Raw genomic sequence first — 25,103 nt, 5'->3', positions numbered from 1 at the left:
CAGACCGCCGGCGATCTCGTATCCCATGCAGGAGTAGCCGTACTCCACGTGGTAGCAGCCCGGATCGGCGGCCCGCCACAGCTTGTGCAGGTCACCGGGCATCGATCCGGCGGCGTTGACCACCACGTCGCCCGCGCGGACCACGTCGCCGAGCACGCCGAGCACCACCGGCTGGGTCAGCTCCTCACCCGAGGTGACCTCGGCGACGTGGTCGCGCCAGGCGCGGATCAGCCGTCCGGCCCGTGCCGTCCAGTCGGGGTCGGCGGCCCAGCCGCCGCGGTCCAGCGCGCGCAGCGCCTCCCGGGCGTCGGCCACCAGCGTCTCCCCGGCGTGCTTGGCGGCGTCGAAGGCGGTGACGTTGACGTTGAGGAAGGCCGCCCGGCCGAACAGGGTGCGCGAGGCGGTGGTGAAGTCGGTGTAGCGGGTGCCCACCCCGATGACCAGGTCGGCCTCGCGGGCCAGGGTGTTGGCCGCGGCGGTGCCGGTGTGCCCGATCCCGCCGGCCGCGCACGGGTGCCCGTACGGCAGCGCGCCCTTGCCCGCCTGGGTCTCGGCCACCGGCACCCCGTGCCGGGCGGCCAGGAGGGCCAGCTCGGCCCACGCCCCGCTGTGCGCGACGCCGCCGCCGGCGACGACGAGCGGCCGCCGGGAGCGGCGCAGCATCTCCAGCGCCCGCGCCAGCGCGGCCGGTTCGGGCACCGGCCGCGCCACGTGCCACACCCGGCGGGCGAACAGCTCCTCGGGCCAGTCGTACGCCTCGGCCTGCACGTCCTGGGGCAGGGCCAGGGTGACCGCGCCGGTCTCGGCGGGGTCGGTCAGCGTCCGCGTCGCGGCCATGAGCGCCGCGGGCAGCTGCTCGGGCCGGTCGATCCTGGCGAAGAACCGCGACACCGGGCGCAGCGCGTCGTTGACCGACACATCCGGGCAGCGGGGGTCCTCCAGCTCCTGCAGCAGCGTGCCGGCGGCGCGGGTGGCGAAGACGTCCCCGGGCAGCAGCAGCACCGGCAGCCGGTTGATCGTGGCCAGCGCCGCGCCGGTGACCATGTTGGTCGCGCCGGGCCCGATCGAGGTCGTGCAGGCCAGGGTCGACAGCCGGTCGCGGGTGCGGGCGAACCCGGCCGCGGTGTGCACCATGGCCTGCTCGTTGCGGGCCGGGTAGTACGGCAGCGCGTCACGGGCGCCGGTGCCGGCGCCCCGCTCGGCCAGGGCCTGGCCGACGCCGGCCACGTTGCCGTGGCCGAAGACGCCCATGCATCCGGCGATCAGCCGCTGTTCGGCGCCGTCGCGCTCGGACCACTGGTTCGCGAGGAACCGCACCAGCGCCTGCGCCACGGTCAGCCGGACGGTGCTCATCACGGCGCCTTGGCCATCGGGACACGCGGGTCGATCGTCTGCTCGGCCCAGGAGGAGCGGACCCAGGCGTGCCGGGGATCGTCGGCGCAGGCCATGGTCCGCTTCTCGGCGGGACCGGCCAGCACGTTGAGGTAGTACAGGTCGTAGCCGGGGGCGGCCATCGACGGGCCGTGGTAGCCGCGCGGGACGAGCACCACGTCCCCGCCCGCCACCTCCGCCAGCGTCTCGTGACCGCCGTAGACCCGCTGGTAGCCGGGCCCGCCCTCGAAGTAGTAGATCTCCTCCAGCACCGCCTCGCACGCCGAGGCGGTGTCGTGCTTGTGCGGCGGGTAGGACGACCAGTTGCCGCCCGGGGTCAGCACCTCCACCGCGACCAGCCTGTCGCACTCGAAGGCGTCCGGCGCGCAGAGGTTGTTGACCTGGCGGGTGGCCTGCCCGGCCCCGCGCACCTCGACGGGCACGTCGCGGGCCGCGCCGTACCGGACGGGGAAGCTGCGCCGCGCACGGGCGGCGGGGAACGCGAAACGGCCCGAGCCGGTGATCCGCACGCTCGCGCCGACGGGGAGGTAGACGAAGTCGCTGATCTCGGAGAAGACCGAGGTACGGCCGTGCAGGACGAGCCGCGTCCCGTCGCAGCGGACCTCGCACGAGCCCGACAGCGGCAGGACCAGCATCTCCTCGTCGCCGGTGGAGAAGTCGACGCTCTCGCCGGACAGGCAGAGCACGCGGAGGCCGGCGTAGGTCCAGCCCGCCGTCTCCGGGGTGATCCACAGGGCCCAGGGGGACCGCGCCGTGCTGCCCGCCGGGACGAACGTCATGGCGCCTCCCCGGCCGGCGCCTGGGCGGCGGGCCCGGCGTGCGGCGTCCGGGCGGGCCCGGATCGGGTGTCGCGGTCGGGTCGCTCGCTCATCGGTGCAACCTCCAGCATTCCCACGGCCGTGTCCCCGGCCGCGGCCACGTCGTCATCGGAGGGGTACAGCAACGCGCGGCCGGTCACAAGCCCCCGCGCGCCGGGGGGCCGGAGCGCCGCGCGCCAGGCGGTGCGGGCCCGTTCGGGCGTTTCCCCCGGATCGCCGCCCGAAAGCGGCATCGGCGGCGTGGCGGCCCGCACGGCCTCGCTCACGGCCCTTCTTCCCCGGCGGCCGGCCCGCCGTCCCCGGGGCCGTCACCGCGGGGCGCGCCACCGCCGTGCCCGTCACCGCGCGACGCGTCGCCGCCGGGGCCGGGGGCCGGCCCGCCGTCGAGGCCGCGCAGGTAGGCCAGGCTCTCCGCCATGTGCCGCCGGGGGGCGTCGTCGTCCTGACCGAGGACGACGTCCTGCTCCAGGACGTACCACCCGTCGTATCCGGCGGCGGCCAGGCCCGTGACGACGCCCGCGACGTCCACGTCGCCCCGGCCCAAGGGCCGGTACAGCCCTTCCCGCACCGCGCGGGCGTAGGGCGTCTCCCCCGCCCTGACCCGCGCGGCGAGACCGGCGTCGACGTCCTTGAGGTGCACGTGGGCGATCCGCCCGGCGGCCCGGGCGGCCACCCCGGCGGGGTCGGCGCCGCCGACGAGCAGGTGGCCGGTGTCCAGGCAGAGCGGCACGGCGCTGCCGTCGAGGACGCGCTCCACCTCCTCGGCACTCTCCACCACGGTCCCGACGTGCGGGTGGAGGGCCACCGTACGGCCGAACTCCTCCGCGGTCTTCATGATCCGCTTCAGGTTGGCCAGCAGGGTCTTCCAGCCCTGGGCGTCCGGGACGTGCCTGGCGTCGCGGCCCTGGGCGCCCGGGGCGTGCCTTTTGTCGTACCCCTCCTCGTCCGCGGCCGCGGCGAGCACGAGCACCTCCACGTCGCCGTCCCGGAACGACCGCAGGGCGGCGCGCACCTCGGGGAGGGGGTCGTAGCGGGGTTCGTGCAGGATCACGGGGACGAACCCGCCGACGGCGCGCAGGCCGTACCCCTCCAGCATGGAGCGGCAGCGCGTCGGCGAGAGGGGCAGGAAACCGTAGGGCCCGAGCTCCGTGGCCGTCAGGCCGAGGTCCCGCATCTCGGCGAGCACCCGGGAACGGTCGAGCTGGCGGCCCCAGCCCGGGACCTCGCACACCCCCCACGAGATGGGGGCTCCGGCCGTCCTCACGGGGTCACCGCCGTTCCGCGCCGGGAACGCGCGATCGGAGGCACGGCGGGAAGCGCGCCGGGCCGGCTGACGTACGGCAGAGCACCGCGCATGACGCCTCCGTGGGACAAGCCGCTGGAACTCCCGTTCTAGGCAAGGAATCCTGGTCAGTCAAGGTTTGTCAGGACATACCGATGATCCGTCGGCACCGGACCGGTGGTCCGCCCGGGTCCCGCGGGGCTCGTGGAGTTCGCGGGCGAAGGCCCGGACCGCCTCGGCCGCGCGGTGGGCCGGTAGCCGGGCGAACCCCATGACCAGCGCGGGCGGCCCCGGCCCGCGCCGCATCGGGCCCACCGGCTCGACGCTGAGACCGCACCGCCCGGCGGCTTCGGCGGCCTGCCGCTCGTCCCAGTCGCCGGGCAGCTCGGCGAGCAGGTGCAGTCCCGCGGAGACGCCGCGCACCGTGACCTCGGGGAGGTGCCCGGCCAGCGCCCGGGTGAGGGCGTCGCGCCGGACGCGGTACTCCCGGCGCATCCTCCGCAGGTGCCGGTCGTAGCCGCCGTCACGGATCAGGTCCGCCAGCGCGTACTGCTCCAGGACCGGCGAGCCGAGGTCCAGCTCGCCGCGGGCCCGCCGTATCGACTCGGCGATCTCCGGAGGGGCCGCCACCCACCCGAGGCGCAGGCCCGGTGCCAGCGACTTGCTCACACTCCCGGCCAGGACCACCCGGTCGGGGGCGAGCCCCTGCAGGCAGCCCACCGGGTCGCGGTCGAAGCGGAGCTCCGCGTCGTAGTCGTCCTCCAGGATCGTCGCCCCCGTCCCCGCGGCCCACTCGATCAGCTCGGCGCGGCGGCGGGGGGAGAGCACCACACCGGTGGGGTACTGGTGGGCGGGGGTGAGCAGCACCGCCCGCGCGCCGGTGGCGGCCAGGGCGCGGACGTCGACGCCCTCCTCGTCCACCGGCACCGTGACCAGGTCGGCCCCTGCGGTGTGCAGCAGAGGGAGCTGCCGCAGGCTGGCCGGGTCCTCGACGGCCAGCCGGATCCGGCCCGGGGGCGGCTCGGGGCGCGCGGCGCGGTCGGTGAACCAGGCCAGGTCACGCCCGGCCCTGCCGTCGGGCGGCGGTCCGGCCAGGGCCCGGACCGTGAGGCTCAGCCCCTGGGCCACCCCGCCCACGATCATCAGGTTCTCCGGGCGGACGTCGGCCGCACGGACCCGTCCCAGGTAGGCGGCCAGCTCCTCGCGCAGTTCCGGGACGCCGCCGGGGTCGCCGTAGTCCAGCGCGTCGGCGGGCAGCGTGGCGAGCGTCCGCCTGAGCGCGGCGAGCCACCGTTCCCGGGGGAAGGAGCCCAGGTCGGGAATGGTGGAACGGGAACCGTAGTACGGTTCCGCGGCCGGCGCAGGAAGGTCGCGGGCCTCCTCGTCGCCCGCCCGGCCCGCCGCCGGGGCCACGCTGGTGCCCACGCCGACCCGGGAGACCAGGAACCCCTCCGCGACGAGTTGCTCGTATGCCTCCACGACCACGCCGCGCGACAACCCGAGATCCCTGGCCAGTTCGCGGCTGGCCGGGAGCCGCTCTCCCGGGGCGAGCCGGCCCCGCCGTACGGCCTCGCGCAGTTCGCGGGCGATCTGGCCGGTGATCCCGCCCGCCGCACGGTCGATGGTGAGGTGCAGATCGGCCAATTGGTCCTCATTCTTACCGCTTCATTGGACCCTTCGCGGGGACCATTGGCTCCATAGCATTCACCGCGTGAAAGCGGATGTCACCTTCACCGGCCGCGCGGCCCGCCGGGGAGGATCAGGAGACGGGGCCGGAGACGGCGCCGGGGGCCCGGCGGGAGGCCGTACGGCGTCCCGGGGAGGGCCGGTCGGCCGGGGACGCCGGGAGATGCGCGGCCCGGTGCAGGCCGCCACGGGGATGTTCATGGTCGGCACCCTGGCCGGGGTGTCCGAGGCGATCGGCGGTTACCCGGTCTACGGCGGCCAGGCGCTGCGTTACCTGGTGGCCGCCGTGCTGCTGTTCGCCGTCGCCCGCGCGTCCGGCCTGCGGTTCCTCCGGCCCCGCCCCCGGGAGGCGGCCCTGCTGGTGGCGCTGGCACTGTTCGGGCTGGCCGCCTTCAACGTGTGCCTGAGCGAGGCCGCCCGGCACGGCGGGCCGGCGCTGGCCGGGACCGTCCTCGGCATGTCCCCGATCGTCATGGCCCTGATCAGCGGGCGTCCGTCGCCGCGGACGGCCGGGGCGGCCACGGTGGTGGCCGCGGGGGCCGTCCTCGCCACCGGGCTGGGCAGCGGCGACCTCCCCGCCCTGCTGTGGTCGCTGGCGGCGCTGGGCTGCGAGGTGTCCTTCACGCTGCTGGCCGTACCGCTGCTGCCCCGGTTCGGGGCGGTGCGGGTGTCGGCCTACTCGTCGGCGCTGGCCGTGCCGCTGCTGGCCGCCGCCGGATGGCTCGCGGACGGCACGGCGATGCTGCGCGTGCCGTCCGCGGCGGAGGCAGCGGGTCTCGCGTACCAGGCGGTGCTCGTGACCACCGTCGCGTTCCTCCTCTGGTACGGCGCGCTGCCTCGTCTCGGGCCCGGGACCGCCGGGCTGTTCGCCGGGATGATGCCGGTCGGCGCCATCGTCGCGGGCACCGTGCTGGGCCTGGGCGCGCCCACGCTCCCCGATCTGGCCGGGGCGGCGCTGGTGGTCGCCGGGATCGCGATCGGGCTCGGCGGACCGCGCCGGTCTCCCGTCGCCTCCCCGCGCGACGTCCCGGCCGGCCCTCCGCGCGGCCCCGCGGTCGAGCCGTACGGCGGGGCGCTCAGTGGGGCTGGCGGCTCTTCGCCCGCGGCAGGCTCGCCCGCCGCTGGTGGGGCAGCTTCACCCGCTGCTGCGGCAGCTCCGAGGGAGGCTCCGGCCAGCTCACCGGCCACTGAGGCGTCCGCCCGCCGTCTTCCCTGATGTTCCGGAGCGTGATGGCGATCAGCGACACGGCGAGGCCGGCGACGACGATGAGAGCGACGATCGCGAGCATAACGATGTTTCCGGTAGTCATGACGGCCCTCGGCTTTCCACCGGGTCCCTGACCCGGCCTCATCTCTTAGCTTCTCTCGTTTTTTCGGACATATAAGGACAAGAGACGTCATAAGCCGCTAATGGTTCATTAAACGACTTATTTCCTTTCGTGCCGTCCGCCCACCCGGGTGGAGCGCCCGGCACGAGGGCTTACCCTCTAGGGGCACCGGAAGCAGCCACGCGGCACGGAGGATCAAAGACGATGCCCGAGTTCGACTACACCGACCTGCTCCCCCTGGGACCGGACGAGACCCCGTACCGGCTGATCGGCACCGACGGGGTGCGCGTGGTCGAGGCCGCGGGCCGCAGGTTCCTGGAGGTCGACCCCGAGGCGCTGCGACTGCTGACCGAGACCGCGATCCACGACATCTCCCACTACCTGCGGTCGTCCCACCTCGCCCAGCTCCGAAAGATCATCGACGATCCGGAGTCCAGCGGGAACGACCGCTTCGTCGCCCTCGACCTGCTGAAGAACGCCTCGATCTCGGCCGGCGGGGTGCTGCCGATGTGCCAGGACACCGGCACCGCGATCGTGATGGGCAAGCGCGGCCGCCACGTGCTCACCGACGGCGCCGACGCCGAGCACGTCTCACGCGGCGTGTACGACGCCTACACCCGGCTGAACCTGCGCTACTCCCAGATGGCCCCCCTGACCATGTGGGAGGAGAAGAACACCGGCTCCAACCTCCCCGCCCAGATCGAGCTGTACGCCGAGGACCCGCACGGCCACCCCGACGAGTACAAGCTGCTGTTCATGGCCAAGGGCGGCGGCAGCGCCAACAAGTCGTTCCTGTACCAGGAGACCAAGGCCGTCCTCAACGAGAAGCGGATGCTCGCCTTCCTGGAGGAGAAGATCCGCTCCCTCGGCACGGCCGCGTGCCCGCCGTACCACCTGGCGATCGTCGTCGGCGGCACCTCCGCGGAGTTCGCGCTGAAGACGGCCAAGTACGCCAGCGCCCGCTACCTCGACACCGTCCCCACCGAGGGCTCCCCCAGCGGCCACGGCTTCCGCGACCTCGACCTGGAGGCCAAGGTCTTCGAGCTGACCCAGAAGCTGGGCATCGGCGCGCAGTTCGGCGGCAAGTACTTCTGCCACGACGTCCGCGTCATCCGCCTCCCCCGCCACGGCGCCTCCTGCCCGGTCGCCATCGCGGTCTCCTGCAGCGCCGACCGCCAGGCCCTGGCCAAGATCACCCCCGAGGGGATCTTCCTGGAGCAGCTGGAGACCGACCCCGCGCGGTTCCTGCCGGACACCACCGACGAGCAGCTCTCCGACGACGTGGTGAGCATCGACCTCAACCGCCCGATGCCGGAGATCCTCGCCGAGCTGAGCAGGTACCCGGTCAAGACCCGCCTGTCGCTGACCGGCCCCCTGGTCGTGGCCCGCGACATCGCGCACGCCAAGATCGCCGAGCTCCTCGACGACGGCGGCGAGATGCCGCAGTACATGAAGGACCACGCGGTCTACTACGCCGGCCCCGCCAAGACCCCCGAGGGCTACGCCTCCGGCTCCTTCGGACCCACCACGGCCGGCCGGATGGACTCCTACGTCGAGCGCTTCCAGGCCGCCGGCGGCTCCATGATCATGCTCGCCAAGGGCAACCGCTCCAAGCAGGTCACCGACGCCTGCAAGGCCCACGGCGGCTTCTACCTCGGCTCCATCGGCGGCCCGGCCGCCCGCCTCGCCCAGGACTGCATCAGGAAGGTCGAGGTGCTGGAGTACCCCGAGCTGGGGATGGAGGCGGTCTGGCGGATCGAGGTCGAGGACTTCCCCGCGTTCATCGTGGTGAACGACAGGGGAGACGACTTCTTCGCCGACACGACCGGCCCCGTCCTGTCCATCGGCCGCCGCTGACCGCCGCCGGCCGCCACCCGAGACCGCCGATGGACGCCGACGAGGCCAGGGAGAGGTTCCGGGCGGCCAGGGTCGTCCGGCTCGCCACCGCCGACGCCCGCGGCACGCCCCACCTCGTGCCGGTCACCTTCGAGGTCGACGGCGACGTGATCGCGTTCGCCGTCGACCACAAGCCCAAGCGCACCACGGACCTGCGCCGGCTGCGCAACATCGCGGCCAACGACCGGGTGTGCCTGCTGGCGGACCACTACGACGACGACTGGTCGCGGCTGTGGTGGGCGCGCGCCGACGGGCGGGCCCGGATCGCCGGCGAGGGCGCCGAGCGGGAGCGGGCGCTCGCCCGGCTCGCCGCGCGCTACCCGCCGTACCGCGACCGCCCGCCGGAGGGGCCCGTGGTGGTCGTCGAGGTGGACCGCTGGTCGGGGTGGTCCTACGCGGCGGGCGCGGGGCCGTCCTGAGCGCCCCGCCCCCGGAAGGCGGCGGCCGCGGCCCGGCGTCATGCGCGCCGGGTATGGCCGTCACCCGTAAAGCCGGAACGCGCGTCTGAATACACGGGAAACCAGGAAGCCGGACGGGCGGCGGAGGTCACCGAGTGTTCATCGACCATGACGAGTACGAAAATCTGACAGAAGATCGCAAGAAGTTTCGGCCCGGTGTCTACAGGTCTCAATACGCAAATCGGTAAGCTGCCAATCATGCGTGCGCCCTCCGGATACCTTCTCGCAGCGCGCTACCGGCTGGCGGAGCCGGTCGGGCGCGGCGGCATGGGCACCGTCTGGCGTGCGCACGACGAATGGCTCGACCGGGAGGTGGCGGTCAAGGAGGTGCGGCTGCCCCTGGTCCTCGACGAGGACCTCCGGGCCGAGCTGTGCACCAGGACCGAGCGCGAGGGGCGGGCCACCGCGATGGTCGCCCACCCGTCGGTGATCACCGTCTACGACGTGGTGACGGAGGACGAGCGCCCCTGGATCGTGATGGAGCTGCTCCGCGCCAGGTCACTGGAGCAGCTCCTTCAGGATCACGGCCCGCTCCCGCCCCGCCAGGTCGCCGAGATCGGGCGGCAGGTCCTCGGCGCGCTGCGCGCCGTGCACGCCAAGGGCATCCTGCACCGCGACGTCAAGCCCAGCAACGTCCTGGTGACGCCCGAGCGGGCGGTGCTCACCGACTTCGGCCTGGCCGCGCTGGAGGGGGACGTGCCGATCACCCAGGCGGGCATGGTGCTCGGCTCGGCCGGATACATCTCCCCCGAGCGCGTCCTGGGCGCCAAGGCCAGCCCGGCCGCCGACCTGTGGTCGCTCGGCGCGACCCTCTACACCGCCGTCGAGGGACGCGGCCTGCACGGACGCCGTACGGCCGCCGCCGCGCTGGCCGCGCTCACCAGCGGCGAGCCGATCCCGATGGAGAAGGCCGGGCCGCTGACCCCGGTGCTGCGCGGCCTGCTCGCCATCGATCCGGCGACCCGGCTCGACGCGGTCCGCGCCTCGCTGCTGCTCGCCCGGGTGGCGGCCGGCGGGGTGGTGGAGGAGCCGATCCCCCGCCCGCTGCGGAACGGCACGACGATCACGGTGCCGTCGTTCAACCGCCGCCCGCAGCACCGCGGGCTGCACCGGGTCGGCCCGCAGAGCGCTCCCCCGTCGTTCGTACCGCCGCCGGGCCCGTTCCAGGCCCCCGCCACGCCGACCCCGACGCCGACGCCGATGGGGCCGCTGCGGGGCCACCGGCGTCCGGCCGAGGGCGTGCACCGCAAGCCGATGGAGCGGCTTCCCGCCCCGCAGCCGTTCGGGCCGATCCTGACGCCGATGATCAGGCTGATGCTGCCGCGTCTCCTCTGGCCGAAAAAGCTTCGCAAGCGCGGGTAAAGCGATCTACAACCAATAATCGCTATCTTCTTCTCATGCCGGAACAGCAGAGGCGCCTGCTCGCGAACCGCTACGAGCTGATCGCTCCGATCGGCCGGGGCACGATGGGCACGGTGTGGCGGGCCTACGACCGTTCCCTCGGGCGCGAAGTCGCGATCAAGGAGATCCGGCAGGAGCGCGGTCTCAGCGACGCCCAGCGCGCCGAGCTCCGGGAGCGCATGATCCGCGAGGGCCGTACGGCCGCCCGCATCGGCCACCCCTCGGTGGCCACCGTCCATGACGCGATCATCGAGGGTGACAGCCCCTGGATCATCATGGAGCTGGTGCACGCCCGCTCCCTGGAGCAGGTGATCGAGGAGGAGGGGCCGCTGCCGCCCAGGCTCGTCGCCGAGATCGGCGTCGACCTCCTCGGGGCGCTGCGCGCCGCCCACGCCCAGGGGGTGCTGCACCGCGACGTCAAGCCCGGCAACGTGCTGCTCACCGAGAGCGGCCGGGTCGTGCTCACCGACTTCGGCATCGCCAAGGCCGAGGGGGACGACAGCCTCACCAGCACCGGCATGGTCATCGGCTCGCCGGGATACACCCCGCCGGAGCGGGCACGCGGTGAGTACACCGGTCCGGAGTCCGACCTGTGGTCCCTGGGCGCCACGCTGTACTTCGCGGTGGAGGGCAGGCCCGCCTACGAGCGGTCCTCGGTGTCGGAGACCCTGGCCGCCCTGATGACCGACCGGGTCGATCCGCCGGTGCTGGCCGGGCCGCTGCGGCCCGTGCTGGAGCGGCTCCTGGAGCGTGACTTCCGTGCGCGGCCCGAACCGGGCAGGGCGATGGCGATGCTCCGCGCCGTGGCCGACGCCCCCGCGGGCCCGGCGGCCCCGGGCGCCGGGCATCCCGCCTCGCCGGACGAGATCCCCTCCACCGGCACGTTCGCGGCACGGCCCGTCCCCTCCGCGCCGCCCGCGCCGCACCCCTCCGCCTCCCCGGTTCCCCAGCCCACCGCTTTCCGGGCCCCGGAGCCGAGCCCGCATCCGGCCCCGCAGCCGCCGCGGCCCTCGCAGTCACCGCAGTCACCGCAGTCAACGGAGCCTCCACGGCCGCCCGGGACCGCCGCGCCGAAGACCGGGCGCCCGGCCACGCCGCCGTACGGCCTCCCGGCCTCCCGGCCCGCCGCGTCCGGTGCCGCGCCGTCCGCCCCCTCCGCACCCGGCGGCGCGTCCCCCGCGCCGCGGGGCCCGGCGGGCACGCCTCCCGGTGCGGACGGGGAGTTCGACGCCGACCGGACCATGGTGGTCGCCCGCCCGCAGGGGGGCCTCCGCCTGCCCGCCCGCGACCAGGCTCCCGGTCCCGCCCGCGACCAGGCGCCCGGCTCCCATGACCGGCCACCCGGTGGGCCCGGGATCGCGCCTCCGGCCCGGGGGCCGTCTTCGGCACAGGCTTTCCCACCCCGTGCCCCGGCGGCGCCGGGACCGGCGAACGAGGGCGCCGCGGACACCCGCATGCTGCCCCCCGTCGGGGCGCACGGCGACCCCGGCGGGCCCGGAGCGCCCTGGGACCACACGCGGGGGCCCGGAGCCGCCCCCGGGGCCCGGCTCACCGGCGACCAGCTCCGCTCCCACGGGCTGGGCACCGACCTGTTCGCGATCGCCGGGCAGGGCGGCAAGGGCGTGCAGAACACCACACCGCCCCGGACCCGCGTCGGCCTGATCGCCCTCCTGGGGATCGCCGCCGTCGCGCTGATCGTGATCATCATCATGGCGGTGGCCGCCTTCGCCTGACGCCCCACCTTCACGGGCATCCGGCGGCTCGCGCCGGGGACCGCCTTCGGGGGCATCCGGCTGGCCGCGCCAAGCACCGCCTTCACGGACACCCGGCGACCGGTGTCCCGCCGAACCGGTCAGGAATCGAGAAGTCCCGGAGGGGTCGCCGGCCATAGCGTGATCGGCATGGAACTCACCCTGCACTACTGCTACATCACCGTCGACGACGCCGAGAAGGCGCTCACCTTCTACCGGGACGCGCTCGGCCTGGAGGTCCGCAACGACGTCGCGTACGGGAAGGCGCGCTGGCTGACCATGGGCCCGCCGTCGCAGCCGGACGTCAACGTCGTCCTGGAGACCCTTGAGGCCGACCCGAACGCCGACCCGAAGGACGTCGCCGCGCTGGGCGACCTGCTCGCCAGGGGCCTGCTGCGCGCCGTCGTCTTCGCCACCCCGGACTGCGACGCCGTCTTCGAGGAGATCCGCGCGTCCGGCGCCGAGGTCGTCCAGGAGCCGATCGACCAGCCGTACGGCGTCCGCGACTGCGCCTTCCGTGACCCGGCGGGCAACATGATCCGCTTCCAGCAGCCGAAGGGCTGACGCGGCGGCGCCGACGGGGGTCGGCGCCGCCGCACGGACGGCCGGCGCCGCACGCACGGGCGGTCGGCGGCGGCCGATCCGAAGCCGGGGTGGTTCGTCCGGACGATGCTGAATTACGGCTTTATCCGGCAGGACGCAGACTGGACCCATGACCGAATACCGGATCGAGCACGACTCGATGGGCGAGGTACAGGTTCCGGCGGACGCGAAGTGGCGGGCGCAGACACAGCGGGCGGTGGAGAACTTCCCGATATCCGGGCGGGGGCTGGAGAGCCCGCACATCGCCGCCCTCGGCCTGATCAAGGCGATCGCCGCCGAGGTCAACGCCGAACTCGGGGTCCTGGAGAAGGACCTGGCGCAGGCGATCGCCGAGGCGGCCACCGACGTCGCCGAGAACGAATGGGACTCCGAGTTCCCGATCGACGTCTTCCAGACGGGCTCCGGCACCTCCTCCAACATGAACGCCAACGAGGTGATCGCCACCCTGGCCGAGGAGCGGCTGGGCCGACCGGTCCATCCCAACGACCACGTCAACGCCTCGCAGTCGTCCAACGACGTCTTCCCCACCTCCATCCACGTCGCCGCCGCGACCGAGGTGACCTACCACCTGATCCCCTCACTGCGGCACCTGGCCACCGCGCTGCGGAGCAAGTCGCTGGAGTTCGAGGGCGTGGTCAAGTCCGGCCGCACCCATCTGATGGACGCCACGCCGGTCACCCTCGGCCAGGAGTTCGGCGGGTACGCCACCCAGATCGACAACGCCGTCGCCCGGGTGCGCTCGGCCATCCCGCACCTGGTGCAGCTCCCGCTGGGCGGCACGGCCGTCGGCACCGGGATCAACACCCCGCCCGGCTTCGCGCCCAAGGTCATCGAGAAGCTCCGGGAGGCCACCGGGCTGCCGTTCTCCGAGGCTCCCGACCACTTCGAGGCCCAGGGCGCGCGGGACGCGATCGTGGAGCTCTCCGGCCAGCTCCGCACGGTCGCCGTCTCGCTCAACAAGATCGCCAACGACCTGCGGTGGATGGGTTCGGGCCCCAGGGCCGGCCTCGGCGAGATCGACCTGCCCGACCTCCAGCCGGGATCGTCGATCATGCCGGGCAAGGTCAACCCGGTGATCCCCGAGGCAACGCACATGGTCGCCGCCCAGGTCATCGGAAACGACGCGGCGATCGCGTTCGCCGGGGCCTCGGGCAACTTCGAGCTCAACGTGATGCTGCCGGTCATCGCCCGCAACATCATGGAGTCCATCCGGCTGATCGCCAACGTCTCCCGGCTGCTGGCCGACCGGTGCGTCCAGGGCGTCACGGCCAACGCCGACCGGATGCGCGAGTACGCCGAGTCGTCCCCGTCGATCGTCACGCCCCTCAACCGGTACGTCGGCTACGAGGAGGCGGCGAAGATCGCCAAGCAGGCCCTCGCCGAACGCAGGACGATCCGCGAGGTCGTCGTCGAGCGCGGCCACGTCGCCTCTGGCGCCGTCACCGAGGAACAGCTCGACGACCTGCTGGACGTGCTGTCCATGACCCGGCGACCGTCCTGACGCGGCTCCCCCGCCGGAGACCGGGGAGGCGCGGGGGCTCCTGAGGGTCATGGGCGGAGCGGACGGCGACGCGGCGGCGGACGTCCCGCGCCCGGATCCCCGGGTACGGCCCGACCGTCGCACCATCCGGGAGCCGCCATGGAAGACGTGAAAGAGATGGAAGACTCGGTGTCCCCGATTCCGCCCCGGACGGATGTCCGGGGCCTCCCCGCAGGAGAATCGAACCATGGCACAGGTCAAGTTCTACGGCCGCCGCGACGTCTGGGCCGACCGGCGCCGGGAGCTCTCCGACACCGTCCACGGCTGCCTGACGGAGGCGTGGAAGCTCCCCGCGGAAAAGCGGTTCCACCGGTTCCTGCTGCTGGACGCCGAGGACATGGTCTGTCCGCAGCGGAGCGAGCGGTATCTCATCGTGGAGATCATCTGCTTCGAGGGCCGCTCCCCGCAGGCCAAGCGCGACCTGATCCGCACCCTGTTCGCCAGGGCGCGGGAGGACCTCGGCCTGCCGTCCGAGGACCTGGAGATCGTGCTCCTGGAGGCGCCGCAGGTCAACTGGGGCATCCGGGGCCTGCCGGGCGACGAGCTGGCGCTGACCTACCCGGTCACCGTCTGAGGACCGGGCGGCGGTCGCGACACCGATCCGCCGGCCACCGCCCGACGGCCGTCCCGGACGGGCAGGCGAACCGCCGGGGGCCGTCCCGGACAGGGAGGCGAGCCACCCGGCGGCCGCCCTACGCCTCCGGCCGGACGGGTGGACCGCCGGCGGCCGTCCCGCGCCGCCCGCCCCGGCCGGGCGGGTGGACCGCCCGGCACCCCGGGGGACCCGCGACGCACACATAGCCGACCATGGGACTATGGCGACCGCGTACATGGGCCGGTGTTCGGCCGATTGCATACATTCGGCGGCATGATGGACCTGACAGGACGCCGGGCCGTGGTGACCGGGGCGGGCAGCGGGATCGGGCGTGCCTGCGCGCACCGCCTGGCCGCCGCCGGGGCGCACGTGGTGGTGGTCGACATGGACGCGGAGGCCGCCGCGAAGGTGGCCACGGAGGTGTCCGGCACGCCGGTGGTCGCGGACCTGTCGACGCCGGACTTCACCGACGCCCTCCCTCCGGGCACGGACATCGTGGTCAACAACGCGGGATTCCAGCACGTCGCGCCGATCGAGGACTTCCCGCCGGAGGTCTTCTCCAAGATCATGAAGGTCATGGTCGAGGCCCCCTTCCTGCTGGTCAGGTCGGTCCTGCCGGGGATGTACGAGCGCGGCTGGGGCCGGATCGTCAACATCTCCTCGATCCACGGGCTGCGGGCCTCGCCGTACAAGGCGGCGTACGTCACGGCCAAGCACGCGCTGGAGGGCCTGTCGAAGGTCATCGCCCTGGAGGGCGCCCCGCACGGGGTCACCTCCACCTGCGTGTGTCCCGCCTACGTCCGCACGCCGCTGGTCGAGAAGCAGGTCGACGCCCAGGCCGAGACGCACGGGATCGGCAGGGACGAGGTGATCGAGAAGATCATGCTGGCCCCTGCCGCGATCAAGCGGCTGATCGAGCCGGAGGAGGTGGCCGAGCTGGTCGCCTACCTCTGCGGCCCGCACGGTTCGTTCCTCACCGGGGTGTCCCTGCCCGTCGACGGCGGCTGGACCGCCCACTGACCCCCGGCCCGTGCGGGACGCGGGCCGGGCACCACCGCGCGCCCGCGGCGCGGGGACGGCCGGCGGGCCGCTCCCCGCACCCGGCGGGCCGCTCCCCGCACCCGGCGGGCCACTCCCCGCACCCGGTGGATCGCTCCCCGCACTCGGCGGTGAGCGATACCGGGGCAGATCGGGATAGATAGGAAGCGCCACGACAATGGAGGGTATGAACGTAGGGATCTACCTCGAACTGCTGGCCAGGGAAGCGTCGTCGGTCGAGTTCGAGGGGCCCATCCTGGCCGCCCGCGCCGCCGGGGTGGACGCGGCCACGCTCGCCGAACTGGAGGACGCCAAGCTCACCGCGCTGAAGGTGCGGGCACAGCTGTGGCGCCGGGCCCGGCGGGAGGCGGAGCTGGCCGCCCTGTTCGACACGGCGAGCGACCTGGCGGGACTGCGCGACCTCGACGCCGTGCTGGAGGCGATCGTGCGCCGGGCCCGGCAGCTCCTGGGCACCGACGTCGCCTACATGACACTGATCGACCCCGAGCGGGGCGACACCCGGATGCGGGTGACCGACGGCTCGGTGTCGGCGAAGTTCCGCAACGTGCGGCTGGCCATGGGCGCCGGTCTGGGCGGGCTGGTCGCCCAGACCGCCACGCCGTACGCGACGGCCGACTACTTCTCCGACGAGCGGTTCAACCACAAGGCGCACATCGACGAGGCCGTCCACGACGAGGGCCTGGTGGCCATCCTCGGCGTGCCGCTGAAGCTGGGCGCGCGGGTCATCGGCGTGCTGTTCGCCTCCAACCGGAGCGTGCGGCCGTTCACCCAGGACGAGGTGGTGCTGCTCGGCTCACTGGCCGCGCACGCGGCGGTGGCCATCGACAACGCCCGGCTGCTGCAGGAGACCCGGAACGCCCTGGAGGAGCTCAGCGAGGCCAGCCGGCAGGCCAAGGCGCACGGCGAGGCGGTGGAGCGGGCCGCGCTGGCGCACGACCGGATGGCCGGGCTGGTGTTGCGCGGCGGCGGGGTCCGGGACGTCGCCGCCGTGGTCACCGAGGTGCTCGGCGGCTCGCTGGTCGTCCTGGACGAGACCGGGCAGGCGATCACCGGGGACGTCGGCGCGCTGGACCCGGGCGAGGACGCGCCCGATCAGGGGACGGGCGGGTCCGGGAAGGGCCCGGCGCGCGGCGGGCGGGCGGCCGGGACCACCGCGGAGGCCATCGGCGAGGCCGCGCGATCGTCGCGGGCGCTGGGCCGTACGGTCCGCAAGGGCAACCTGCTGGTCGCCTCGATGGACGTCGGCGGCGAGCCGCTGTGCACGCTGGTGCTGCGGCACGAGGACCCGGTGGCCGACACCGACCAGCGCATCCTGGAGCGGGCCGCGCTGGTCACCGCGCTGCTCCTGCTGTCACGGCGCACCGCCGCCGAGGCCGAGGGCCGGGTCAGGGGCGAGCTGCTGGACGACCTGATCTCCCGGCCCGGCCTGGACGGCCTGGCGCAGCGGGCCCGGCGGGTCGGGGTCGACCTGAACGCCGACCACGTGGTGATCGTGGTCCGCCACGGCGGGGGGCGCGAGCGCGCCGCGTTCTGGGCCTCCTCCCAGGCCATGCTGAAGGGCGGCCTGGCCGCCCTGCGGGGCGACGAGGTGGTTCTGCTGCTGCCCGGCGACCGGCCCGGCCCCCTGGCCAGACAGGTGGCGTCCGAGCTGAGCGCGTCCCTCGGCCGCCCTGCCACGGCGGGCGCCGCAGGCCCGGTGCGCGGCTCGGAGCCGATCGCCGCCGCCCACGGCGAGGCGCAGCGCTGCGCCGACGCGCTGCTCGCGCTGGGCCGGACGGGGGACGGCGCGAGCGCCGCCGAGCTGGGCTTCGTCGGGCTGCTCGTCGGTGACGGGCACGACATCGAGGCGTTCCTGACCTCGACGCTCGGCCCGGTGCTCACCTACGACGCGCGCCGGGGGACCGCCCTGGAGCGCACGCTCACCGCCTACTTCGCCTCCGGGGGCTCGCTGTCGCGCACCGCAGAGGCCCTGCACATCCACGTCAACACCGTCACCCAGCGGCTGGACCGGATCGGCCGGCTCCTCGGCGCGGGCTGGCAGGACCCCGACCGGGCGCTGGAGATCCAGCTCGCCCTGCGCCTCCACCGCCTCAGCAACTGACCCGCGGCCCCTTCCCGTTCCTCGCGGCCCCTTCCCGCTGCCCGGCGACCGGTCGGACCCGCGGCCGCCCGCCGACCCGGCCCGCACCGCCCGGGTCCGCCGTCCCGGGCACATAGGTCACAATCGGGTAAGCCCCCTTACCGCCCGTCCCGTCAGGTGTCGTGATCTCGGGCGCCCACATACCCTCTCCTCCGGCTATGGGGACCGCACCCATAGGAGTGATGCCGGTCACTACGTACCGTGAGCCGACATCCCCCCAACAGCGCAACCCCTTGGTGAGTGAGATGACAGAAAAAACCCGAACCCCTATCGGCAAGATCGTCGCCGCCAGCCTGATCGGCACGACGATCGAGTGGTACGACTACTTTCTGTACGGATCCGCCGCCGCGCTGGTCTTCCCCGCCCTCTTCTTCCCCAAGTCCGACCCGCTCACCGGCACCCTGCTGGCGTTCCTGACCTACGCCGTCGGCTTCGTGGCCCGCCCGCTCGGCGCGCTCGTCTTCGGCCACTACGGCGACCTCCTCGGCCGCAAGAAGCTCCTGGTCATCAGCCTGCTGCTGATGGGGGCCGCGACCTTCCTGATCGGCTGCCTGCCGACCTACGCGACGGTCGGCGCCGCGGCCCCGGTGCTGCTGACCGCCCTGCGGCTGGTCCAGGGCTTCGCCCTCGGCGGCGAGTGGGGCGGCGCGGTGCTCATCGTCTCCGAGCACGGCGACCCGAAGCGGCGCGGGTTCTGGGCCTCCTGGCCGCAGTCCGGCGCCCCCGGCGGCAACCTGCTGGCCACCGCGGTGCTCGCGCTGCTGGCCGCGTTCCAGAGCGACGAGGCGTTCAACAGCTGGGGCTGGCGCATCCCGTTCCTGCTCTCCGGTGTCCTGGTGCTGATCGGCCTGTGGATCCGCCTGTCCATCAGCGAGTCGCCGATCTTCCAGCAGGCGGTCGCCAACGCCGAGCACAAGCCCGTCAAGCGCACGCCCATGGCCGACGTGTTCCGCTACCACTGGCGCGACGTCCTCATCGCGATCGGCGCCCGCTTCGCGGAGAACGTCTCCTACTACGTGATCACCGCGTTCGTGCTGGTGTACGCCACCGAGGCGGCGAAGCTGGACAAGCCCACGGTGCTCAACGCGGTGCTGATCGGCTCGGCCATCCACTTCTTCTCGATCCCGATGTGGGGCGCGCTGTCCGACCGGCTCGGCCGTCGCCCGGTCTACCTGATCGGCGCGGCCGGGGTGGGCGTGTGGGCCTTCGCCTTCTTCCCGCTGATCGACACGAAGAACTTCTTCGCGGTCACCCTGGCGGTCACGGTCGGCCTGATCCTGCACGGCGCGATGTACGGCCCGCAGGCCGCGTTCTTCTCCGAGCTGTTCGCCACCCGGATGCGTTACTCGGGCGTGTCGGTCGGCGCGCAGCTCGCCTCGATCGTCGCGGGCGGCATCGCCCCGCTGATCGCGGTGGCCCTGCTGCAGCAGTACGGCTCCGCCGTGCCGATCATGATCTACGTGCTGATCGCCGCCGTGGTCACCCTGATCACCGTCTTCGTCGCCCGGGAGACCAAGGACCGCGACCTGGCCACCGTGCGCGCCGAAGGTGACGCCGCCTCCGCCCCGACCGTCCGCTGAGCCCGTACCGGAGAGCGTCCGATGCATCTTGAGAACCGGCGGGTGCCCACCGCCCGGATCGCCCAGAACGTCCTGACCTCCGGGGTGGCCGGGGGCGAGCCGGTGCTGTTCGTCCACGGCAACGTGTCGAGCTCCGTCTTCTGGCGGGAGACGATGCTCGCCCTGCCCGGCGGTTACCGGCCGCTCGCGGTGGACCTGCGCGGCTTCGGCGGGAGCGACCCGGCGCCGGTCGACGCCACCCGCGGCCTGCGGGACTTCTCCGACGACGTCCTCGCGCTCCTCGACGCCCTCGACCTGCCGGACGTGCACCTGGTGGGGTGGAGCATGGGCGGCGGGGTCGTGCTGCAGGCGCTGCGCGACCGGCCGTCGGCCGTGCGGAGCGTGACGCTGGTCAACCCGGTCTCGCCGTACGGCTTCGGCGGCACGCACGGGCCGGACGGCACGCTGAACCACCCCGACGGGGCGGGCGGCGGCGCGGGCGCGGCCAACCCGGAGTTCGTGCGGCTGCTGGCCGCCGGCGACCGGTCGGCCGACTCGCCCCTGTCGCCGCGGAGCGTGCTGCGCGCCACGTACGTCAAGCCCGGCACGGTCCTGGCTCCCGAGGACGAGGACGTCTACGTCTCCTCGATGCTCACCACGAGGGTCGGCGAGGACAACTACCCGGGCGACGCGGTCCCCTCGGACGCCTGGCCCGGCACCGCACCCGGTCCCCGCGGGGTGCTCAACACCATGGCCCCCACCTACCTGCGGCTGGACGACCTGGACGCCGTCGATCCCAAGCCGCCGGTCCTGTGGGTCAGGGGCGACTCCGACGTGATCGTCTCCGACACCTCGATGCTCGACCTCGCCCACCTGGGCGCCCTCGGAATCGTCCCCGGGTCCCCCGGCACCCCGGCCCAGCCGATGGTGACCCAGACGAGGACCGTGCTGCGGCGGTACGGGAACTTCACCGAGGTCGTCCTCGACTGCGGGCACAGCCCGCACGTCGAGCGGCCCGAGGAGTTCCGCGCCGCCCTCACCGACCACCTGAAGCGGAGCTGACATATGACGACATCCCGCCGCCGACGGCCCGCCGCGCTCGCCGCGGGCGCGGCGCTCCTCACCGCCGCCGCCCTGGCGTCCGCCCCGGCCGCCACCGCCGAGACGGCCGGCGCCTCCGGCCGGCACTGCGGGCCGATGAAACCACTGACGGTCGTGGGCGCCGAGCACCAGGAGAAGTCCTGCCTGGACGACCTCACCACCACCGGAACGGTCGCCTCCGGGCACACCGACCCCGCCGACTGGTCGGGCCTGCACCCGGCCGGGGCGACCAGCCCGTCCGGCGTGCCCGGCGTCCAGATCGACGGCTACTTCCCCGACACCTCCACCACCAACACCAACCACGGCTGGAACCACGACTCGCAGTTCGTGATCCGGCTGCCCGACGACTGGAACGGCGGGCTGGTCGTCGCGGGCACCCCCGGCAACCGCGAGCAGTACGCCAACGACTTCGTCATCTCCGACTGGGCGCTGGCGAAGGGCTACGCCTACGCGGCGACGGACAAGGGCAACACCGGCGTCGAGTTCTACAAGGACGGCAGGCAGCCCGGCGACGCGCTCGCCGAGTGGAACACCCGGGTCACGCAGGTGGCGGTCGCCGCCAAGGCCGTCGTCGCGCAGCGGTACGGCAGGCTCCCCCGCCGCACCTACGCCGCGGGCATCTCCAACGGCGGCTACCTCGTCCGCTGGCAGCTGGAGAACCGGCCGTGGCTCTACGACGGCGGGGTGGACTGGGAGGGCACCCTGTGGACGCAGGACGACAACCTCCTGACCTTCCTGCCGCCGGCGCTGCGGGCCTACCCCGCGGGTGACGCCCAGGCGATGTACGACGCCGGTTACGCCAAGGGGTCGGAGTTCCTGTGGCCCTTCCACCACCAGGTGTACTGGGACCTCACCCAGCGGCTCTACCGTGAGGAGCTCGACCCGGGCTATGACGGCGACGCCGAGGCGGGCACGCCGTACTGCGCCTCGGGCACGCCGGCCTGCGACGCCGACTACGACTACGCGGCCCGCAGGAAGCAGGTCGCGCCGGCGGTGAGGAAGATCGAGCTGACCGGGCGGATCGGCAAGCCCCTGATCACCCTCCAGGGCACGCTGGACACGCTGCTGCCGATCTCCCGCACCGGGGACGTCTACGCGAAGATGGTCGGCGACCGGCCGTTCCGCTACTACCGGATCACCGACGGCACCCACACCGACGGCCTGTACGCGAGCTTCCCCGACAAGCTCAGGCCGATGCTGCCGTGCTTCCGCACCGCCTTCGACGCCCTCGCGGGCTGGGTGGAGAAGGGTCAGGCTCCCCCGCCGAGCGCGACCCTGCCGCGCCCGGAGAGCGGTGACCTCGTCAACGGCTGCCGGCTCGACGGGTAGCGTCCCGCGGCGCCGCCCGGGTCACCCGGGCGGCGCGGCCCCGCCGGGCGCCCGCCTCGCCGGCGGTCCGCGGAGCAACGGTCTCGCCGACGGCCGTCAGCTCGGCAGGTAGTGCCGCCGCACCGTCCGGGCCAGCCGGACGGCGCCCCGGACCCCGGGAACCCGCAGGACCGCGCGACGGACCGGCGGGCGCCGGGGTCCGGCCGCGTCCCGGCCCTCCGTGCCGTCCGTGCCGTCCGCGCCGCCGGCCTCCACCCGGCCGGTGCGGCCCATCCGCACCCGGAAGCGCAGGGCCGTCTCCCCTCCGTCCAGCCGCAGGAACGGCAGCCACTCCCCCGGGCACAGGAACCCCTCCTGAGCGGCGAGCCGGGTCGGGACCCTGGCCACCAGCCGCCCCGCGTGGCGTCCCGGAACGCCCGGCTCGATGAGCGCGGGCACGCACACCTCCTGGTCCGGGCGGGCCGCCCGGCGCAGCGCCAGCTCGGCGGGCGGCCCCCCGCTCGGCGGCACGTACGGCACCGGCACGACGACGAAGACCTGCCCCCGGTCGCGGATGACCGTCGTGCCCGTCGATACCAGGACGATCGACTCGGAGAACGAGCGGGGCTCCACGCAGACGCTCAGCTCCCCCTCCTCCGACCACCAGGGGACGACCAGCCGCCGGGAGCCGCCGGCCAGCTCGCCGACGCAGCCGTCCGGGGCGCCGGCCACCCGGGCGCGGGCCCGGTGCGCCCCGCCGTGCATGCGCACGTGGACCTCCCATGAGCCGGCCGGCAGCGGACGGCCCAGGGCCGCGGTGTCCACCTCCAGCCGGGCGGTCGCCCCGGCCTGGAGCCTGATCCCGTTGCGGTGCCGGCAGCGGGTCAGCGACGACGTCACCGGCAGGGCGTGGACGAGCCCGCTGCCGGGGTGCCTGACGTAGACCTCGACCCTGGCCTGCGAGACGGCCCGGGTGACGTCCACCAGCTCCGGGGGGAGGTGGACGTCCAGCGGCACCGGGGGATCCCACAGCAGGCCGGTCTCCCCGTACGGGACGAACCGCATCGGCTCACCGCCGGCCCGCATGATCTCGACGGTGAGCGTCATCTCGAACGCGCCGTCCCGCCAGCCGGCCTCCCTCAGGTCGGCCCGCAGATGGGCGCCGCGCATGGCCTCGGCCAGCGCGAGGAGCCGGTCGAGGCGGCCGGCGCGCAGCAGGGCCGCGCGGACCCTCAGGTGGACGGGCAGGTAGCGGTCGAGGTGCGGCGGGAAGCGCTGGATGACGAGCTCGCGCAGCGTGGTGAAGGCGGCCGCCCGCTCCCGGGCGGAGGCGGTGACGAACCGGTTGCCGCCGAGCCGGCGCAGCACCGAGGCCCGCAGCCAGTGCGCGTACATCCGGTCGCGCCGCCGTCCCGGCGGCAGCTCGGCGTCGATGACGTCGAGCAGCTCGCGCAGCTCCGCCCCCTGCACGTACGGGTCGCCCGGCGGTTCGGGGCGTTCGGCGACGTGGCAGCAGACCTCGTCGGCCATGACCGCGACGACCTTGGCCCGCAGGTAGGCGCGGAGCACGAAGGCCTCCTCGGCCAGGCGCCCGCCGGGGTCGGGGAAGCAGAGCGCCTCGGCGTCCAGGAACGCCCGGCGGTAGAGCTTGTGCGGGGTCAGCGCCGACAGCAGCCGGTCCTTGAGGACGTCGGCGCGGTCGCGGTCGGCCTCGAACACCGAGGAGGGCGGCGTCCGGCCGGATGCCAGCCGTCCGAGGAGGACGTCGGCGTCGGTCTGCACGGCCCGCCGGTACATCCGCTCCAGCGCGGTCCGCTCCAGCCGGTCGGTCTGCTCCATGAGGTAGACGTACTCGCCCTGGGCGACGGCCATGCCGCTGTTGCGGCCCCGCATCGGCGAGCCGGTCTCCTCCAGGTGGATCACCCGGACGTTCGGCCGCGCCGCCGACAGCGTCTCAAGGCGCCGCCGGATCCCGTCACCCGGTCCGGCGTCGGCGAAGACGACCTCGTACTCCTCCGGGGCCATCGACTGTTCCAGGAGCGAGCGGACACAGGCGTCTGCCGCGGTGCCGGGGTCTCGCACCGGCACCACCACGCTGACCTTCACATCCATGAGCCCCAGGGTGCGTCGCCCATGGCATGGAGGCGGTCAGACTTGCCGAGTCCTGGTGTCTCAATACCAGCCCGTGGCCTGGGAATGGGCCCAGGCACCACATGGCGTCCCGTAGCGGCCCTTGATGTAGCCGAGGCCCCACGCGATCTGGGTGGCGGGGTTGGTCTGCCAGTCGCCGCCGGCGCTGGCCATCTTGCTGCCGGGCAGGGACTGCGGGATGCCGTAGGCGCCGCTGTAGCGGTTCATCGCCCGCTCGTTCCAGCCGCTCTCCTTGGTCCAGAGCCTCTCCAGGCAGCCCCACTGGTCGCCCCAGCCGCGCGACTCCAGCATCTGCTTGCCCAGCGCGCGGTTGCCGGACGGGTTGGCCGAGCCGGAGGGGAGTTGCTTGGGGTCGAAGCCGTTGCCGCCGGGCGCCTCTTTGACGATCTTGATGGGGCTGAGCTTGCGGCCCTTCTCCCGCTGGGCGGCCAGCCGGTCGGCCTTGAGCGCCTGGGCGGCCTGGGCCTTGAGGACGTCGCCCTCGGGGTCGGGTCCGAACGGGTCGCCGCCGCCGAACATCTTCGACATCTCGTTCAGGGAGAGCGGCGCCTGCTTCGGGGCGGAGGCGTTCTGGATCGCGGTGTAGGCGGTGAACCCTCCGCCGCCCACGACGACGACGGCCGCCGTCGCGAGGACGACGGCGCGCTTCGGGGTCAGCCACCCCTTCTTCTTCCCGGCCCGCCCGGTCCGCGGGTCCTTCGGGGTCTGTGGGGCCTGGGAGGCCGCCTTGTCCCGTCTGGCGGGTTTCCTGGCGCTACGGCGGGGGCGCGGAGCCGGATGCTCCCTCAACTGCGGCGGTCCTGAGCTCACGACCTTGAGCTTGCCGTGCGCGGGGGGGTGCTCCGCAACCTGAACGGCGGAGTTGGTCTGCCTCCTCGGCGAGATCAGCGGGCGTTCCCCCTGCTTACCTGCTGATTACATGGACTTTCCCGCCATTTGACTATTGTGTGTGATTTCAGTCACATTTTCCCGGCTCGCGGTGACTCCGGACCGCGCGCCGGAGTGGGAGGTCCCGGCGGGGCCCGCCGTACCGCC

20 protein-coding genes are annotated in these 25,103 nt (G+C 73.9%); 13 read left to right on the top strand and 7 right to left on the bottom strand.

Annotated elements, in window-relative coordinates; all coding sequences use genetic code 11:
- From AB0D67_RS08130 to AB0D67_RS08110, 5 genes are all read right to left on the bottom strand, one after another.
- The coding region (locus AB0D67_RS08130) for a thiamine pyrophosphate-binding protein (protein ID WP_362931220.1) at nucleotides 1–1,353 on the bottom strand (1,353 nt) is incomplete at its 3' end.
- Complete coding sequence (iolB, locus tag AB0D67_RS08125; RefSeq protein WP_362931218.1) at nucleotides 1,353–2,171, bottom strand: 5-deoxy-glucuronate isomerase; 819 nt, start codon at nucleotides 2,169–2,171, stop codon at nucleotides 1,353–1,355. The genes AB0D67_RS08130 and iolB, both read right to left, overlap by 1 nt.
- Nucleotides 2,168–2,476: a hypothetical protein gene (locus AB0D67_RS08120; protein WP_362931216.1), complete on the bottom strand. Its 309-nt coding sequence runs from the start codon at nucleotides 2,474–2,476 to the stop codon at nucleotides 2,168–2,170. The genes iolB and AB0D67_RS08120 overlap by 4 nt, the downstream gene beginning before the upstream one ends.
- Nucleotides 2,473–3,474 carry a TIM barrel protein gene (locus AB0D67_RS08115; protein ID WP_362931214.1) on the bottom strand — a complete coding sequence of 334 codons (1,002 nt, stop codon included), beginning with the start codon at nucleotides 3,472–3,474 and terminating at the stop codon, nucleotides 2,473–2,475. The genes AB0D67_RS08120 and AB0D67_RS08115 overlap by 4 nt, the downstream gene beginning before the upstream one ends.
- A 150-nt stretch (nucleotides 3,475–3,624) precedes the next feature.
- On the bottom strand, nucleotides 3,625–5,136 hold the full coding sequence (locus AB0D67_RS08110; protein ID WP_362931212.1) for a PLP-dependent aminotransferase family protein: 1,512 nt from the start codon (nucleotides 5,134–5,136) through the stop codon (nucleotides 3,625–3,627).
- A gap of 67 nt (nucleotides 5,137–5,203) precedes the next feature.
- Between AB0D67_RS08110 and AB0D67_RS08105 the strand changes: the two genes are divergently transcribed.
- From AB0D67_RS08105 to AB0D67_RS08045, 13 genes are all read left to right on the top strand, one after another.
- Nucleotides 5,204–6,394, top strand: a complete 1,191-nt coding sequence (locus tag AB0D67_RS08105) for a DMT family transporter (RefSeq protein WP_362931210.1) — start codon at nucleotides 5,204–5,206, stop codon at nucleotides 6,392–6,394.
- Between the two features lie 316 nt (nucleotides 6,395–6,710).
- Nucleotides 6,711–8,363 carry a fumarate hydratase gene (locus AB0D67_RS08100; RefSeq protein WP_362931208.1) on the top strand — a complete coding sequence of 551 codons (1,653 nt, stop codon included), beginning with the start codon at nucleotides 6,711–6,713 and terminating at the stop codon, nucleotides 8,361–8,363.
- A gap of 29 nt (nucleotides 8,364–8,392) precedes the next feature.
- Nucleotides 8,393–8,821, top strand: a complete 429-nt coding sequence (locus tag AB0D67_RS08095) for a TIGR03668 family PPOX class F420-dependent oxidoreductase (protein WP_362931206.1) — start codon at nucleotides 8,393–8,395, stop codon at nucleotides 8,819–8,821.
- 237 nt (nucleotides 8,822–9,058) lie between these two features.
- On the top strand, nucleotides 9,059–10,222 hold the full coding sequence (locus AB0D67_RS08090; RefSeq protein ID WP_362931204.1) for a serine/threonine-protein kinase: 1,164 nt from the start codon (nucleotides 9,059–9,061) through the stop codon (nucleotides 10,220–10,222).
- 35 nt (nucleotides 10,223–10,257) lie between these two features.
- Nucleotides 10,258–11,994 (top strand): serine/threonine-protein kinase, encoded by a 1,737-nt coding sequence (locus AB0D67_RS08085; RefSeq protein ID WP_362931202.1) that lies wholly within the window; start codon nucleotides 10,258–10,260, stop codon nucleotides 11,992–11,994.
- 168 nt (nucleotides 11,995–12,162) lie between these two features.
- A complete protein-coding gene (locus AB0D67_RS08080) occupies nucleotides 12,163–12,576 on the top strand; it encodes a VOC family protein (RefSeq protein ID WP_362931200.1) in 414 nt (137 codons plus the stop codon).
- 148 nt (nucleotides 12,577–12,724) lie between these two features.
- Nucleotides 12,725–14,116, top strand: coding sequence for a class II fumarate hydratase (locus AB0D67_RS08075; RefSeq protein ID WP_362931198.1), 1,392 nt, complete (start codon nucleotides 12,725–12,727; stop codon nucleotides 14,114–14,116).
- Nucleotides 14,117–14,342: 226 nt separating this feature from the next.
- Nucleotides 14,343–14,729: a tautomerase family protein gene (locus AB0D67_RS08070; protein ID WP_362931196.1), complete on the top strand. Its 387-nt coding sequence runs from the start codon at nucleotides 14,343–14,345 to the stop codon at nucleotides 14,727–14,729.
- 297 nt (nucleotides 14,730–15,026) lie between these two features.
- Nucleotides 15,027–15,770, top strand: a complete 744-nt coding sequence (locus AB0D67_RS08065; RefSeq protein WP_362931242.1) for a 3-hydroxybutyrate dehydrogenase — start codon at nucleotides 15,027–15,029, stop codon at nucleotides 15,768–15,770.
- Between the two features lie 205 nt (nucleotides 15,771–15,975).
- A complete protein-coding gene (locus AB0D67_RS08060; protein WP_362931194.1) occupies nucleotides 15,976–17,910 on the top strand; it encodes a helix-turn-helix domain-containing protein in 1,935 nt (644 codons plus the stop codon).
- A gap of 284 nt (nucleotides 17,911–18,194) precedes the next feature.
- Nucleotides 18,195–19,529 (top strand): MFS transporter, encoded by a 1,335-nt coding sequence (locus tag AB0D67_RS08055; RefSeq protein ID WP_362931193.1) that lies wholly within the window; start codon nucleotides 18,195–18,197, stop codon nucleotides 19,527–19,529.
- A gap of 21 nt (nucleotides 19,530–19,550) precedes the next feature.
- Nucleotides 19,551–20,570 (top strand): alpha/beta hydrolase, encoded by a 1,020-nt coding sequence (locus AB0D67_RS08050; protein ID WP_362931191.1) that lies wholly within the window; start codon nucleotides 19,551–19,553, stop codon nucleotides 20,568–20,570.
- A gap of 3 nt (nucleotides 20,571–20,573) precedes the next feature.
- Entirely contained in the window at nucleotides 20,574–21,938 is a 1,365-nt protein-coding gene (locus tag AB0D67_RS08045; protein ID WP_362931189.1) for a tannase/feruloyl esterase family alpha/beta hydrolase, read from the top strand.
- Between the two features lie 96 nt (nucleotides 21,939–22,034).
- Here AB0D67_RS08045 and AB0D67_RS08040 read toward each other — a convergent pair whose 3' ends face one another.
- Together AB0D67_RS08040 and AB0D67_RS08035 are read right to left on the bottom strand one after the other, a co-directional pair.
- A complete protein-coding gene (locus AB0D67_RS08040; protein ID WP_362931187.1) occupies nucleotides 22,035–24,029 on the bottom strand; it encodes a glycosyltransferase family 2 protein in 1,995 nt (664 codons plus the stop codon).
- Between the two features lie 60 nt (nucleotides 24,030–24,089).
- Complete coding sequence (locus AB0D67_RS08035) at nucleotides 24,090–24,878, bottom strand: lytic transglycosylase domain-containing protein (RefSeq protein ID WP_362931185.1); 789 nt, start codon at nucleotides 24,876–24,878, stop codon at nucleotides 24,090–24,092.
- Between the last annotated feature and the right edge of the window lie 225 nt (nucleotides 24,879–25,103).

The organism is Streptosporangium sp. NPDC048047 (assembly GCF_040653115.1).
Taxonomy (GTDB): domain Bacteria; phylum Actinomycetota; class Actinomycetes; order Streptosporangiales; family Streptosporangiaceae; genus Streptosporangium.
This window is presented reverse-complemented; position numbering and strand designations above follow the sequence as displayed.